Origin of the sequence: Nocardia sp. NPDC005746 (assembly GCF_040630785.1) — a bacterium.
Lineage (GTDB): Bacteria > Actinomycetota > Actinomycetes > Mycobacteriales > Mycobacteriaceae > Nocardia.
Genome location: NZ_JBEXYE010000012.1, coordinates 60,614 through 74,668, shown reverse-complemented (window position 1 = coordinate 74,668; position 14,055 = coordinate 60,614). Strand labels below are relative to the sequence as shown.

At 69.1% G+C, this 14,055-nt stretch carries 15 protein-coding genes; 7 read left to right on the top strand and 8 right to left on the bottom strand.

Annotated elements, in window-relative coordinates:
* Window positions 1-31: 31 nt before the first annotated feature.
* On the top strand, window positions 32-1,246 hold the full coding sequence (gene glgC, locus ABZ412_RS22950; protein ID WP_357283321.1) for a glucose-1-phosphate adenylyltransferase: 1,215 nt from the start codon (window positions 32-34) through the stop codon (window positions 1,244-1,246).
* 98 nt (window positions 1,247-1,344) lie between these two features.
* A complete protein-coding gene (locus ABZ412_RS22945) occupies window positions 1,345-2,535 on the top strand; it encodes a hypothetical protein (protein ID WP_357283319.1) in 1,191 nt (396 codons plus the stop codon).
* 33 nt (window positions 2,536-2,568) lie between these two features.
* On the opposite strand, the gene ABZ412_RS22940 is transcribed toward ABZ412_RS22945, so the two are convergent.
* The 6 genes from ABZ412_RS22940 to ABZ412_RS22915 form a co-directional block, all read right to left on the bottom strand.
* Window positions 2,569-3,039, bottom strand: a complete 471-nt coding sequence (locus ABZ412_RS22940) for a hypothetical protein (protein WP_357283318.1) — start codon at window positions 3,037-3,039, stop codon at window positions 2,569-2,571.
* 71 nt (window positions 3,040-3,110) lie between these two features.
* Complete coding sequence (locus tag ABZ412_RS22935; protein ID WP_357283316.1) at window positions 3,111-3,347, bottom strand: hypothetical protein; 237 nt, start codon at window positions 3,345-3,347, stop codon at window positions 3,111-3,113.
* A 214-nt stretch (window positions 3,348-3,561) separates the two neighbouring features.
* Window positions 3,562-5,223 carry an ABC transporter permease gene (locus tag ABZ412_RS22930; RefSeq protein WP_357283315.1) on the bottom strand — a complete coding sequence of 554 codons (1,662 nt, stop codon included), beginning with the start codon at window positions 5,221-5,223 and terminating at the stop codon, window positions 3,562-3,564.
* On the bottom strand, window positions 5,220-6,155 hold the full coding sequence (locus ABZ412_RS22925; RefSeq protein WP_357283314.1) for an ABC transporter ATP-binding protein: 936 nt from the start codon (window positions 6,153-6,155) through the stop codon (window positions 5,220-5,222). Before ABZ412_RS22925 ends, ABZ412_RS22930 begins: the two co-directional genes overlap by 4 nt.
* Window positions 6,156-6,196: 41 nt before the next feature.
* Window positions 6,197-6,832, bottom strand: a complete 636-nt coding sequence (locus tag ABZ412_RS22920; protein ID WP_357283312.1) for a TetR family transcriptional regulator — start codon at window positions 6,830-6,832, stop codon at window positions 6,197-6,199.
* Window positions 6,833-7,102: 270 nt separating this feature from the next.
* Window positions 7,103-7,750: an O-methyltransferase gene (locus tag ABZ412_RS22915; protein WP_357283310.1), complete on the bottom strand. Its 648-nt coding sequence runs from the start codon at window positions 7,748-7,750 to the stop codon at window positions 7,103-7,105.
* 308 nt (window positions 7,751-8,058) lie between these two features.
* On the opposite strand from ABZ412_RS22915, the gene sigE reads away from it, so the two are divergent.
* The 5 genes from sigE to ABZ412_RS22890 are packed head-to-tail and all read left to right on the top strand — an operon-like array spanning window position 8,059 to window position 12,056.
* Entirely contained in the window at window positions 8,059-8,676 is a 618-nt protein-coding gene (sigE, locus tag ABZ412_RS22910) for an RNA polymerase sigma factor SigE (RefSeq protein ID WP_357283694.1), read from the top strand.
* A gap of 55 nt (window positions 8,677-8,731) precedes the next feature.
* Complete coding sequence (locus ABZ412_RS22905; protein WP_357283308.1) at window positions 8,732-9,136, top strand: hypothetical protein; 405 nt, start codon at window positions 8,732-8,734, stop codon at window positions 9,134-9,136.
* A 10-nt stretch (window positions 9,137-9,146) separates the two neighbouring features.
* Window positions 9,147-10,706: a trypsin-like peptidase domain-containing protein gene (locus ABZ412_RS22900; protein ID WP_357283307.1), complete on the top strand. Its 1,560-nt coding sequence runs from the start codon at window positions 9,147-9,149 to the stop codon at window positions 10,704-10,706.
* Between the two features lie 13 nt (window positions 10,707-10,719).
* Window positions 10,720-11,157: a Sec-independent protein translocase protein TatB gene (gene tatB / locus ABZ412_RS22895; RefSeq protein WP_357283306.1), complete on the top strand. Its 438-nt coding sequence runs from the start codon at window positions 10,720-10,722 to the stop codon at window positions 11,155-11,157.
* A 59-nt stretch (window positions 11,158-11,216) separates the two neighbouring features.
* Entirely contained in the window at window positions 11,217-12,056 is an 840-nt protein-coding gene (locus tag ABZ412_RS22890) for a hypothetical protein (protein ID WP_357283304.1), read from the top strand.
* Window positions 12,057-12,075: 19 nt separating this feature from the next.
* Here ABZ412_RS22890 and ABZ412_RS22885 read toward each other — a convergent pair whose 3' ends face one another.
* Both ABZ412_RS22885 and folP read right to left on the bottom strand, forming a co-directional pair.
* Window positions 12,076-12,999: a glucosyl-3-phosphoglycerate synthase gene (locus tag ABZ412_RS22885; RefSeq protein ID WP_357283302.1), complete on the bottom strand. Its 924-nt coding sequence runs from the start codon at window positions 12,997-12,999 to the stop codon at window positions 12,076-12,078.
* Complete coding sequence (gene folP / locus ABZ412_RS22880) at window positions 12,996-13,868, bottom strand: dihydropteroate synthase (protein WP_357283301.1); 873 nt, start codon at window positions 13,866-13,868, stop codon at window positions 12,996-12,998. Before folP ends, ABZ412_RS22885 begins: the two co-directional genes overlap by 4 nt.
* Between the last annotated feature and the right edge of the window lie 187 nt (window positions 13,869-14,055).

The window sequence follows — 14,055 nt, the reverse complement described above, 5'->3', positions numbered from 1 at the left end:
ACGTTCGGGTGCACCCGGTAGTTTCAGTGGTGTGAGGAGCCAGCCGCACGTACTCGGGATCGTGCTCGCCGGTGGCGAGGGCAAGCGACTCTTTCCGCTCACCAAGGACCGCGCCAAGCCCGCGGTGCCGTTCGGGGGCGCGTACCGGCTCATCGACTTCGTGCTGTCGAATCTGGTGAACGCCGGTTACCTGCGGATTTGTGTACTGACGCAGTACAAGTCGCATTCCCTGGACCGGCATATCTCGCAGACCTGGCGGTTGTCGGGGTTCGGCGGGGAGTACATCACTCCGGTGCCGGCGCAGCAGCGGCTGGGGCCGCGCTGGTACACCGGCTCGGCGGACGCGATCATGCAGTCGCTGAATCTGATCTACGACGAGGACCCCGAGTACATCGTGGTGTTCGGCGCGGACCACGTGTACCGGATGGATCCCGAGCAGATGGTGCAGGCGCATATCGAGTCCGGGGCGGGCGTGACGGTGGCGGGCATCCGGGTCCCGCGCAGCTCGGCCAGCGCCTTCGGCTGCATCGATTCCGACGAATCCGGCCGCATCATCGGCTTTCTGGAGAAGCCGGTGCACCCGCCGGGCACCCCCGACGACCCGAACGTCACCTTCGCCTCCATGGGCAACTACGTCTTCACCACGAAGGTGCTGGTGGACGCCATCCGCGCCGACGCCGACGACAACGACTCCGACCACGACATGGGCGGCGACATCATCCCGTCCCTGGTGCGCGGCGGTGCGGCGGCGGTCTACGACTTCTCCACCAATGTGGTGCCCGGCACGACCGACCGCAGCCGCGGCTACTGGCGTGACGTCGGCACCATCGACGCCTTCTACGACGCCCACATGGATCTGGTGTCGGTGGATCCGGTGTTCGACCTCTACAACAAGCACTGGCCGATTCGCGGTGCGGCCGAGAACCTCCCACCCGCCAAGTTCGGCCGCGGCGGGCTGGCCCAGGAGTCGATCGTGGGCGCGGGCAGCATCCTGTCGGCGGCGACCGTCCGCAATTCGGTGCTGTTCTCCAACGTGCTGGTGGAGGACGGCGCGACGGTGGAGGGCAGCGTGCTCATGCCGGGAACCCGGATCGGCCGGGGCGCGGTGGTGCGGCACGCCATCCTGGACAAGAACGTGGTGGTGACCGAGGGCGAGATCATCGGCGTCGACCTGGAGCGCGATCGGGAACGCTTCGCGGTCAGCAACGGCGGCGTCGTGACTGTGGGCAAGGGCATCTGGGTCTGATCGCGACACGGTATAGGAGTGGACAGTCGGCGGTCGTTGGCCCGAAAATCTTTCGATAGGGAGCGCTGCCGACGCAGGGCCGCGCGGGAGGGATCATCATGGGCCGTCCGGCGCGTGTCGTCACCGCACTCACCTGTCTCGCCTTGATCGCCGCACTGGCCTCCGGCTGCGGCCGTTCGGGCACCGCCGTCCCCGGCGAACTGGATGTCCGGACCCTCGACACCGGGACCTATCCGGTGAACCGCTACACCTACGACCGCAACAACGGCGGCAAGGGCGCGACGCTCGAGGGCATTCGCATGACCGCCGCGGTGGCTCCCGCGGTGAAGATCGATCCGGCGTTGAACATCGGCCGCGGCGGCGCCGTGCTGGCCAGCGTCGACGATGTGCTCAATGTCAGTCACCTGGCGTCCGCGGTGAAGAACGTGCTGGTGAATCGCGGCTTCGTAGCCGGTTTCGCGGCCAGCGGCTCCGATCGTGAGGACGTCAACGACAATCCGGACCCGAACGGCACCACCATCACCACCCGCGTGCTGCGCTTCCCGACCGCGGATGCCGCGAAGCTGGCGGCCCGCGAGTTGGAGGACGCCGACTTCACCGTGGCGTTGAACATCAATCAGAAGCTCACCCTGCCCGACTATCCGGACGCGTACGCGCACTGGCGGCCGGGCGTGCCCACCATCGGAGTCGCGATGGCGCACAAGGATTTCGTGATCTCGCTGTTCATCCTGCGCCCCACGGCCGATCTGCAGAGCCTGCTGTCCTGGTCCAAGAAGACCCTGGACGCGGAGATCCCGGTGCTGGACGCGTTCGCGGCGACCCCGAACGATCAGATCGCGCAGCTGCCGGTGGATCCGGATCGCCTGCTGGCCCGCACCCTGGTGATGGACCGCGACCACCGCACGGTGGATCCGGACAAGTTCGCGGTGTTCCCGGCCAACTGGCTGGTGCTGCCGTCGGATGATCTGGGCTTCTGGACCAAGCTGGTGGCCGATACCGGCGCGAGCGAGATGTCGGTCGCGGACGGCAGTTTCGTGATCCGGGTGCGCGACACGCAGGCGGGCGCGGATCTGATGGCCGGGATGATCCGGAATCTGCAGGAGACCACCACGACCGCCGTGGACGACAAGGTGCCGGATTCCCAGTGCGTGCACCGGTCCTCGGACAAGAAGCCCAGCCGCTGCTATGTCCGCTACAAGCAGTACGTGGGCGTAGCGGACGGGGCCAATGACGCCGAGGCGAAGAAGAAGGCGGTCGCGCAGTACGCCCTGCTGGCCAACAGCCTGTAGCGAATCCTGGTGCGGCGCTCCGGGCGCCGCATCTCAGAAGCGGATGCGATCCGTGTCCAGCAGTCGCCAGGCGGCGGGTCGACGGGCGCGGTCGCCGGTGGCGGGTTCCGGCTCGGCGCAGTGGCGACACTCCGATTCCACTACCGCGCAGTCGGTTTCATTGTCGGCCGGACACGGCGCGGCCGCGCTGCGGGAGACGGTGTGCCGGGCCCGGGTGAGCCCGCCGCGCGGCGTGCTGTCGTCCCGGAACCGGTAATCGCGAAAACCGAACGGCTGCAGCAGCGCTCGCAGGAATTCCGCGCCGTCGGCGGGCAGCACGGTACGCTGCCCGCCGAGTATGTCGACGCCCTGGTGATACCAGACCCGCGCGACCAGGCCCTCGATCGGATCCACCGCCCGGAAGGTGACGCGGCCGTCCGCGGCGAGCCGGAATTCGGCGATGCGCCGCCACTGCCCGCCGTCGCGGAAGTACAACCCGACCACGGCCGGTACCCGCTGACCCATGGAACCCCCACTCGTCGAACTATTCTCGTGGAGTATCCGGCGACGCCGACCGGAAACCTCTACGCAACCGATCAGTTCGTGATTCCGGGTCTCATCGGGAGCCCGGGCGCGGGTGTGCCGGTGCCACAGAACGGCTGACACGAGCCCGTCGTGGTCGGCACGTAGCGGGATTCGCGGTCGTCGAACCGGGCGCCGCTCACCAGCATGAGCACCAGTAGCGCCGCGCCCAGGATGCCGCCGAAGACGACCAGTGCCGGCCACAGCCATCCGGTCGGCAGGTGCACCCCGAGGGCCAGTCCCTCGAACATCTCCCCCACCTCCTAGCGATAAATCGATCCCTTTCTGGGGTACACCCCCGGCCCGGCCCGAATCCACCCCTGGACACTGCCCCTGCACCGCCACCGCTGCCCTCCCGCCATACCCGCACCGGCAGCTGAGGATTCGCTGCCGGGTCGCGGGTGTCCCGGGCACGCGAACGGCCGCCCCGGATGTCCGGGGCGGCCGTTCGCGGGGCGGTCGCCGTCAGGCCGAGCGCAGGTCCCGGCGGCGGAATGCGATGAGTCCCACCGTGATCAAGGCCACGTCCACCAGCAGCAGCACCACGATCGGGGTGGCGGTGAATGCCGCGCCCGGCACCTTGGGCGCGTGCTCGAAGGGGTTCAGGTCGCGCAGCCATTGCGGCGCACCGGACAGCGAGCCGAGCAGGAACGCGGCGATGGCGGCGGTCAGCACACCCCAGGCGACGGAACTCCAGCGCGGCAGCAGCCCGAACAGGGCCACGGTGATGGCCGCGAAGGTCCACACCGCGGGCACCTGCACCAGGGCGGCGGCCAGGGTCTGCCCCAGCTTGCCGCCGACGTCCCCGGCGGCACGGCCGTAGACCAGCCCGGCGAGCCCGGCCGACACCACCAGGGCCAGCAGCGGACCGAGCAGCCCGTACGCCAGATGCGATGCCACCCAGCGGGTTCGCGATACCGCGCCGGTGAGCAGGGTCTCGGCGTGCGCGGTGCTCTCCTCGGCGTGCAGCCGCAGCGTGGCCGATACCGCGTACGCGGCCGCGCCGACCGCGACCATGGTGAACGCGTAGTTCACCATCGCCTTCTCCAGCGAGTCCGAGCCGCCCATGCGGGTGATCAGGTCCTTGATGGTCTGGCTGGTGCCGAGCTCGTCGCCGATGCCGTGGATCACGCTGCCGATCAGCAGCCCGTACAGCCCGAGCCCGACGGTCCAGGCCAGCAGGGTGCCGCGCTGCAACCGCCACGCGAGTCCGAAGGGACCGCTCAGGGCGGGCCCCGCGCCGGCCGCGCCGGGTCGCTCGGCGATCAGGCCGGCGCCGATATCCCGGTGTGCCAGCAGGTAATACGCGGCCACCGTCAGCACCGCGGTGGCGGCCAGGTGCAGCAGCAGGATGGCGAAGTGGTCGCCCGCGTACGGCCGCACCTGCAGGGACCAGCCCTGCGGCGAGAGCCAGGTGAGCGGACTGGTCGGCCCGTCTCCGGCGCGTGCGTCGCCGATGGCCCGCAGCGTGTAGGTGACGCCCAGCACCGCGAAGGCGAGCCCGCGCGCCACCCGCGCGCTCACCGACAGCTGCGCGGTGACCGCCGCGACCGAGGCGAACACGATGCCGGACGCGGCCAGCGCCAGCCCGAACGCCAGCGACCCGGTCCTCGGCACCGAAGTGCCCGCGAGACTGACGAATCCGAGCAGTCCCGTGGCCAGTGCCGCACCGTAGGTCATGATCAGCACCGCAGTGAGGCCCGCGAAGCGTCCCACCCGGGTGGCGGCCAGCAGTTCGGTGCGGCCGGTCTCCTCGTCGGCGCGGGTGTGCCGGATGACGGTGAGGATGGTGGCGATGCCGATGAGCGTGTGGAACATCCCCGCCTTCCAGATGCCCACGGCCCCCAGGTCGGTGGGGTTGTAGACGGGCCCGTACATGGCGAGCTGCGCGGGGCTGGCGAGGATGCTGGTCGCGAGGTGCGCCAGATCCTCCGGTGTGCTGTACACCTTCTCCACGCTCTTGATGTAGACGCTGCCCAGGGGCAGCGACAGCAGCAGCACCCACAGCGTCAGCACGATCCGGTCGCGCCGCAGGTACAACCGCAGCAGCTGGCCGGTGCCGGTGAAATCGGCAGCGCGCAACGGTGATTCGGCGATGCGGGGAGCGGTGGCGGTGACGGCGGTCATTTCGACACCTTCTCGCGCTCGCCGGCGGGCGCGCCGCCGTCGAGCGAATAGTGGCGCAGGAACAGTTCTTCCAGGGTCGGCGGCTGGCTGACCAGGCTGCGCACCCCCGCGTCGCCCAGCACCCGGATGAGTTCGCCGAGGTGCTCGCTGTCGACCTGACAGTGCAGGGTGTTGCCCTCGACGCTGATGTCCTCGACACCGGGCACCCGGCTGAGATCACCCGGGCTGCCGATCATCTCGGCGGTGATGGAGGTGCGCGACAGGTGCCGCATCTGCGCGAGCGTGCCGGTCTCGACGGTCTTGCCGGACCGGATGATGGTGACCCGCTGGCACAGCTTCTCCACCTCGGACAGGATGTGGCTGGACAGCAGCACGGTGGTGCCGCGCGCCACCGCCTCGGCCACGCATTCGCCGAACACCTGCTCCATCAACGGGTCCAGGCCGGAGGTGGGTTCGTCGAGCAGCAGCAGTCGCGCGTCCGACGAGAAAGCCGACACCAGCGCCACTTTCTGCCGATTGCCCTTGGAGTAGGTGCGCGCCTTCTTGGTCGGGTCCAGCTCGTAGCGCTCGATCAGTTCGGCGCGCCGGTCCTGGTTGATGCCGCCGCGCATGCGGGCCAGCAGGTCGATGGTCTCGCCGCCGGACAGCGAGGGCCACAGCGTGACATCGCCGGGCACGTAGGCGATGTCACGGTGCAGCGCGACGGCGTCGGTCCACGGGTCCCGACCCAGTACCCGGGCCTCGCCCGAGGTGCGGGACAGGATGCCGAGCAGGACGCGGATGGTGGTGGACTTCCCGGAGCCGTTCGGCCCGAGGAAGCCGTGCACCTCGCCGTGCGCGACCTCGAGGTCGAGGCCGTCCAGCGCGCGCACCTGCCCGAAGTTCTTGTGCAGATCCCGGACTTCGATCGCCGGGCTGGCGGGAGTGGTCATCGAATCTCCTTGCAGGAAAACGATTGTGGGGAGCCGATGGTCTATTCGGCTTGCTGTTGGAGGTAGGCGTCCAGCATCGTGCGGTCGGCCAGCAGGCCGGAGCTGTAGAGCTCGAGCGCGGGCAGCATCATGTGATCGGCGTACTCGCGCAACGCCTTCCGGTAGTCCACGGGCCCGTCGTGCTCGGCCGCGTACAGCTGCAGGAACATCATCATGCCGCCGCCGTTCTGGGTGGCGATGTAGCGCGCCATGGCCGGGATGTCGGACATGGCCCGCACGGTGCCGGACGCGATCCCGGCCCGCAGGTACAACTCGGTGTCCTCGACCATGTGCTCGAAGAAGTTCCGCAACAGTGGCCCGCCCGCCTGGAGACTGCGCATCAGGTAGGCCATCAGCGGCGCGAATTCCTCGATCTCGGCGAGCTGCCGCATCGTCGCGGTGGGCGAGGGGTCCTGGACCGACTCCAGCTTGGCGGTCTTGACGGTCGCGCGCACCTGGTCATCGCACGCCTCCCGGAGTCCGTCCTTGGACCCGAAATAGTGGATGACCAGCCCCGGGGACACTCCGGCGGCGGTGGCGATGGCACGCACGCCGACCCCGAACCCTTGCTCCCCGAACACGGTGATCGCGGCGTCGCGAATCCGCGCCCGGGTGGTCAGATCGTCGATTGAACGCACGTTCAACAGATTAAACACTCGTTCAACGCGAGCGCAAGGGGGAGCGCGGGACACATTCGGTCCGATTGGTCATCAGAGAAATCCAGTGGGCGCAGAGGGGATTTTCCGCGCGCGGAAAAACGCCCGTGAGCAATGATCGCCGCGCGGACTATCGCCGGGCGGAACACCCCGGCGACGTCGAAATCATCACCGGGCGTGAGGTTCTCGCCCCGCGCGCTGGAATCTCAGCCGCGAGACACAGTGATCTCAGCCGCGCGAGGCGCAATGATCTCAGCCGCGCGAGGCGCAGAGCAGGCCGTCCCCCACCGGGATCAGCACGCTGGTCAGATCCGGATCCTCGGCGATCGCCCGGGTCGCGGCGCGCACGGCCGTCGTCTGCGGGTCGCGCTGGTTCGGATCCGGCACGCGCCCGCCGAGCAGCGCGTTGTGCAGCAGGATCGCCCCGCCCTCGCGGAGCAACCGGACCGCCTGCTCCACGTACTGCGGGTGCTCGAGCGGCGCGGCGTCGATGAAGACCAGGTCGTAGGCCCCGTCGGCGAGCCGCGGCAGCACGTCGAGGGCGCGGCCGTTGATGAGCCGGGTGCGCGCGGGCGCGATCTCGGCCGACCGGAACGCCTCACGGGCCGCACGCTGATGCTCGGGCTCGGAGTCGATGGTGGTCAGCGTGCCGTCCTCGCGCATGCCGTCGAGCAGCCACAGCCCGCTCACCCCCGCCCCGGTGCCGACCTCGACCACGGCCCGCGCCCCGAGCAACTGGGCGTACATGCTGAGCAGCGCACCGACGGCCGGCGCGACCGGGGCGGCGCCGAGTTCGAGGGCGCGTTCGCGTGCGCCGACGAGGATGTCGTCCTCGGCGACGGATTCCTCGACGTATTCGAGGTTGCGCTGCAGGTTCTGTGCCGCGGGAGTCAGGCTCACGCAGTAGAGGCTAATGGCGATACACCGGTAAGGCGTGGCGGTGACCGGCCGGTGTGGCGATTTTTCTCAGGTGTCCCTCAGCCTCTGCATACGGCTGCCTCATCACGACCGACCAGAGTAATGCTCACGCCAGGCCAGCGACCGCGGTCTCGGGGAACGGGAACAGCCGATCGAACGGATGGGTTGACACCGGTAACCGAGGTTCACGGTCCCGAGTAGGAGGTAACCCCATCCACATGGTCGACGCGGCGCGTGAACACGCCAACACCCTGCACCCGCAGATCCAGCCGCACGACAGCGACACCCCGCTGGACAGTGCTCTGCTGCTGTCCCCTGCCGACGACGAGGCCGCCCTCACCGGGACCGCCGCCTTCGACGCCACCGGCGACCGCAATGTCATGCCCACCTGGGACGAACTGGTCCGTGAGCACGCCGACCGCGTGTACCGCCTGGCCTATCGCCTCACCGGTGATCCGCAGGACGCCGAGGATCTGACCCAGGAGACCTTCATCCGGGTCTTCCGTTCCCTGCAGAACTATCAGCCCGGCACCTTCGAGGGCTGGCTGCACCGCATCACCACCAACCTGTTCCTGGACATGGTCCGCCGCCGCAACCGCATCCGCATGGAGGCGCTGCCCGAGGACTACGACCGCGTCCCGTCCGAGGGTCCCGATCCGGAGCAGGCCTACCACGACGCCAACCTGGATCCGGATCTGCAGTCCGCGCTGGACTCGCTGGCCCCGGAGTTCCGTGCCGCCGTGGTGCTCTGTGACATCGAGGGCCTGTCGTACGAGGAGATCGGCGCGACGCTGGGCGTCAAGCTGGGCACCGTGCGCAGCCGCATCCACCGAGGACGTCAGGCACTGCGCGAGCAACTCGAGCATAATGGGGTGGAGCGGCGCGTCGCCGCCGAGCAGATCGGGTGACCCGCGGGCAGCGCTCGCCCGAAGACCTCGAATCGTCCGGAAGGGTGTGCAGCGTATGAACGGCGAGGACCGACCGCACCGTCGTCCCCCGCGTTTCGCCCCCACCGAGCATCTGGCCAGTGAGGCCATCGCCGCCTACGTGGACGGCGAACTACGGATGAACGCGTATCTGCGTGCCGCCCACCACATTTCCGTGTGCCGCGAGTGCGCGGCCGAGGTGGACGCCCAGCAGCAGGCGCGGATCGCGCTGCGGCAGTCCTCGGACCAGATCTCCGCACCGCTGAGCCTGCACGACACGCTGAGCCGCATTCCGCGGGCGCTGTTGCAGGAGTGCGCCAATCACCCCGCGCCGGATCCGGCCGATCGGGATCGGGGTCCGCTGGCGCGCGGCATGAGTTCCTTCGGACTGCGCCAAGATTCGTTCGACAGCAGACGGTGGACCTCATGGTGGCGCAAGTAGAGTCCATAGCGTGACCACCGAATCGAAGAACACCGGGCCCGAGCCCGAACGGGAGGCGACCTCCGATTCGGCGGCCGATCGGGGGAACCTGCGGCCGTCGGACGCACCGGTGCTGGGGCCGCGGCCGGTGTACCGGCCGCACGTGGACAATCACACCGCGCGCGCTTTCCGCCGCCCGAACGGCCAGAACGGCTCGTTCGCGGCCCGCACCGCGGGTGCCGCGGCCGCGGCGTCGCCGGGGGGCTCCGAGATTCAGAACCGGCCGCCGGACGCGGTGCTGGCCGAGGCGTTCGGACGCCCGGAGGGTTCGTCCGAGCTGTTGCAGCGCGATCCCGAAGCCAAGGGCGAGAGCGCCGCGCCGAGTGCGCCCGCCGACCCGTGGCGGGATCCGAATTCGGCCGCGCGCCTGGGCACTCCGGCCGTGCCGCAGCCCCCGGCGCCGCCGCTCGCCCCCGGACCCAAGCTGGGTGCGCGCGAGGTGCTGTTCGGTGGCCGGGTGTCGTGGCGGGCGCTGTCGCTGCTGGCGGCCATCGCCGCGGTGATCGGCCTGATCGGTGGGGTCGTCGGGGCCTTCACGGGTTCGTCGGCGTCGGTGCTGACCTCCCGCAAGGTGTCGTTGCAGTCCGCGCCCGCGGCCCCCGAATCACACAACCAGATCACCAAGGTGGTCAACGCGGTGATGCCCGCGGTGGTGACGGTCCGCGCCTGGCTGGGCGACACCGGTTCCACCGGTTCGGGCGTGGTGATCGACGGCGAGGGCTACATCGTCACCAACAACCACGTGATCTCACTGGCCGCCAATGACAAGTCGGGCAAGGCCAAGCTGGACGTGGTGTTCTCCGACGGCCAGCGGGTGCCGACCCGCATCGTCGGGCGCGACACCAAGACGGATCTGGCGGTGCTCAAGGTCGACGTGAAGAACCTGTCGGTGATCCAGCTCGGTAGTTCCGGTGACGTGCAGGTCGGCGACGAGGTGCTGGCGCTGGGCTCCCCGCTGGGCCTGGAGAAGACGGTCACCTCCGGCATCGTGTCGGCGCTGCACCGGCCGGTGAAGGTGGGCGGCGAGGGCACCGACACCGATGCCACCCTGGACGCCGTGCAGACCGACGCCGCGATCAACCACGGCAACTCCGGTGGCGCGCTGGTGGACATGCAGGGCCGGCTGATCGGCATCAACTCGGCCATCAAGTCCGAGAGCGGCGGTTCGGTGGGCCTGGGCTTCTCGATCCCGGTCGATCAGGTCAAGCGCATCTCGCAGGCGCTGATCCGCGAGGGCAAGGTCTACCACCCGATGCTGGGCGTGAGCGCCAAGACCAAGCTGGTCGCCAATGACGTGATGAGCGGCGCGGCGGTGGCCGACGTGCAGGCCGGAAGCCCGGCGGCCAAGGCGGGCATCGTCGAGGGCGACGTCATCGTGAAGGTCGGCGACCGCGACGTGGCGGGTCCCGAGGAGCTCACCGTGGCGGTGCAGTCCCACGAGATCGGTCAGACCGTGAACGTGAAACTCATTCGCGACGGTCGTGAGGTGGATGTTCCGGTGACGCTGGAAACGGATAGAAAGAACGAGTAGGTAGCCTGTACTCGTGTTCAGCAATATCGGCTGGGGCGAGATGCTCATTCTGCTTGTCGCCGCCCTCGTGATTCTGGGTCCGGAGCGACTGCCGGGCGCCGTTCGCTGGACCGCGCACGCCTTGAAACAGGCCCGCGATTACGCGACCGGCGCTTCCCAGCAATTGCGCAATGAGCTCGGCCCGGAATTCGACGAGATCCGTAAACCATTGGAGCAGTTGAACGAACTGCGGGGTATGAATCCACGGTCGATGGTGACCAAACACCTGCTGGACGGGGACGACTCGATCCTGAACAGCTTCACCGATCTGACCAAATTCGACAAGCCGGGCAGCCCCGCGAACAGCGGAAACGGTTCCAGCAATACGGGATACGGCCCCATTTCCATGCCGGCGGAACAGAAACCACTGGAGCGCAACGAACGTCCGCCGGTGGATCCCGACGCCACCTGAGATCAATTCTGTCTACCGGACTTGACACATGATGCTGTCCAGCTATCTAGACTGCGCACATGTCGGCCGACGAGGTGGCCCGGGTATTCGCGATCGAGGACAAGGTCGAACGCCTGAAAGCCGCCACCGAAGGCGTGGCAGCCGCGCAGCAGCAGATCAATGAGCTGACGCGCATCCGCCGCGCAGTCATCCGCGAACTACATGCCGAGGGCTGGACGTTCGCCAGAATCGGTGCGGCCGCGGGTCTTTCCCGCGCCCGCATCCATCAGGTGAGCACGCAGGGCCCGGTGCCCGAGGGCCTGTTCTTCGGTCACGGTCCGCTCACCATCCTCACGCCGGACGTGCGCAGCACCACCCGCTCCATGGCCCTGGTCGGCGCACCCGACGCGGCCGCGCCGCACCGGCTGGTGGAGCTGCTGCGCGAACTCGGCTTCACCGCGAATGTCCAGCGGTTCCTACCCGGCCGCCCGCTCGACCTGGACCGGGACGGCCTGATCGTGCTGGGCGGGCCCGAATTGTCGCCCAGTCTGCGCTATCTGGTGGCCGCCGATCCCCGGCTGCGCCGCACGGTGGCGCGGGCCGGCCGGGTGCGGCGGGGCATCGAGGACCGGGCCGCGCGGCGGGTCTACCGCCCGGGCGGCACCGAGCCCTACGACATCGCCTACCTGGCCCGCCTCCCCCGCCCGGACGGCAAGGGCAGCGTGCTGGTCATCGACGGCCTGCACCCGCCCGCCTCCCTGGGGGCGATCCGGCTGCTGGCCACCCGGCTCGCGACCCTGCACGAGCGGGCGGCCACCCACCCGTTCTCGACGGTGGTGGGCGTCCGCTACGACCGCTCCACGGGAGAGCCGATCGAAGCGGACCTGCTCACTCCGATCTATCGCCACGACCGAGCCTGATCGCGGCTGCCGCGGCGGGTCAGGCCGCGGCCTCCTCGGAGCGCAGGGTGTTCATGGGCGGGCGGTCGGCGAGCGAGACGTCGGTCGTGTTCGCGATGAATTCGCCTGCCACCATGGGGAATTGGGTCAGCGCGGCACCCGAGTCCTGGATCCCGCTGCGACCCAGGACGGTGCCCAGGATCTGGCGGCTCATGACGCCCAGGTCGGCCAGCGGGCGGTTGCGGTGCTGGCGGACACCGAGATTCACCTGTCCGATGGACGAGAGTCCGAGCAGGTCGTAGGTGTCGAGCAGCAGGCCGATCTCCACGCCGTAGCCGGGGGCGAAGGGCACCGCGGTGAGCAGTTCGCGGGTGCCCGCGTACTCGCCGCCCAAGGGCTGCAGCACATTCGAGAGTTCGGGGCGCAGCGCGGCCAGCAGCGGGCGGGCCACCAGTTCGGTGACGCGGCCGCCGCCGTGGTGGTCGACGGATTCGCCGGTGCGCAGCGGGCGGCGGTAGTACGCCTTGACCAGGTGCATGCCGTCGACCGTGAGCAACGGGCCCAGCAGCTTGGGCACGAAGTTCGGATCGGGATCGATGAGGTCGGAGTCGACGAACGCGATGAGGTCGCCGCTGGTGACGGCCAGCGACCGCCACAGGCATTCGCCCTTGCCGGGGACCGGGTCGAGTTCGGGGACGGCCTGTTCACGGGTGACCACGCGGGCCCCGGCGGCCTGTGCGCGGGCGGCGGTGGCGTCGGTGGACCCGGAGTCCAGGACGACGAGTTCGTCCACCAGCGTGCCGAGCAGGGGCCGGATGCTGGCCACCACGGCAGCCACGGTGGCCTCCTCGTTGAGGGCGGGCAGGACCACCGAGACGGTGCGGTCACCCTTGGCCGCGACGAGTTCGGGGACCGACCAGTCGGGACGGTCGAAGGTGTTGGTGTTCACCCAGTCTGTTTTCATGCGAGACCTCGCAAAGTACGGGCGGGTGGGCGGTGACCCTGGATGGCGGCGATCATGTCCACGACCCGGCGGGTCTGGGCCACCTCGTGCACTCGAAAGACGCGAGCACCCGCGGCTGCCGACCAAGCAGTCGCTGCCAATGTGCCCTCCAATCGTTCGGACAGCTCGACACCAAGAGTCTCTCCGATGAAATCCTTATTGCTCAGCGCCATCAAGACGGGCCATCCGGTTTTCACAAGAACGTCTATCGCCCGCAACAATTCGAGCCCGTGGTAGGTATTTTTCCCGAAATCATGGGTCGGGTCGATCAGAATCGAGTCCTTCGCCACCCCGGCCGCCGCAGCATTTTCGGCCGCGGCCACCACCGTCTCGGTGACCTCGGTCACTACATCGGCGTACCGCACCCGGTGCGGACGGGTCCGCGGAATCGCGCCCCCGGTATGTGAGCAGACGATTCCCACACCCAGTTCGGCGGCCACGCCGACCAGTTCCGGATCCGCGCCCGCCCAGGTGTCGTTGATCAGGTCGGCGCCCGCGGAGACCGCGGCCCGCGCCACATCGGCGCGCCAGGTGTCGACGCTGATGAGCAGCTCGGGATAACGCTCGCGGATAGCCGCCACGAACGGCACCACCCGGCGCGACTCCTCCGCGGCGTCCACCTCCGACCCGGGCCCGGCCTTCACCCCGCCGATATCGACCAGATCCGCGCCGCCGGCGACCGCGGTGTCCACGGCCCGCAGGGCGGCCTCGTCGGTGAACGTCGCGCCCTTGTCATAGAAGGAGTCCGGCGTCCGGTTCACGATCGCCATGACAAGCGCCCGATCCGTCGCCACCGGCTTCCCGCACAATGTCGGCAACGGCGCACACATGCCCCCGACTGTACTGCGTCTAATTTGCCTCCGCTTCGCTGCGGCGGTTCGCGGCCCTCGTAACCCCGATCTTCCCTCCTCCGCTCCTCCGCTTCGCTCCCCCGCTCCGTCAGTCCAGATCGGGGCGGGCCGCGAACACCGGGTTGACCTGGCTGTAAAGGGATTTGGAGAGAGCGACCGACGGTGC

Bases quoted from the DNA above. Each gene is read 5' to 3' on its own strand.
- ABZ412_RS22945 (WP_357283319.1), top strand. From the start codon at position 1,345: ATGGGCCGTCCGGCGCGTGTCGTCACCGCACTCACCTGTCTCGCCTTG.
- ABZ412_RS22940 (WP_357283318.1), bottom strand. From the start codon at position 3,039: ATGGGTCAGCGGGTACCGGCCGTGGTCGGGTTGTACTTCCGCGACGGC.
- ABZ412_RS22935 (WP_357283316.1), bottom strand. From the start codon at position 3,347: ATGTTCGAGGGACTGGCCCTCGGGGTGCACCTGCCGACCGGATGGCTG.
- ABZ412_RS22930 (WP_357283315.1), bottom strand. From the start codon at position 5,223: ATGACCGCCGTCACCGCCACCGCTCCCCGCATCGCCGAATCACCGTTG.
- ABZ412_RS22925 (WP_357283314.1), bottom strand. From the start codon at position 6,155: ATGACCACTCCCGCCAGCCCGGCGATCGAAGTCCGGGATCTGCACAAG.
- ABZ412_RS22905 (WP_357283308.1), top strand. From the start codon at position 8,732: ATGAACGGCGAGGACCGACCGCACCGTCGTCCCCCGCGTTTCGCCCCC.
- ABZ412_RS22890 (WP_357283304.1), top strand. From the start codon at position 11,217: ATGTCGGCCGACGAGGTGGCCCGGGTATTCGCGATCGAGGACAAGGTC.
- ABZ412_RS22885 (WP_357283302.1), bottom strand. From the start codon at position 12,999: ATGAAAACAGACTGGGTGAACACCAACACCTTCGACCGTCCCGACTGG.
- folP (WP_357283301.1), bottom strand. From the start codon at position 13,868: ATGTGTGCGCCGTTGCCGACATTGTGCGGGAAGCCGGTGGCGACGGAT.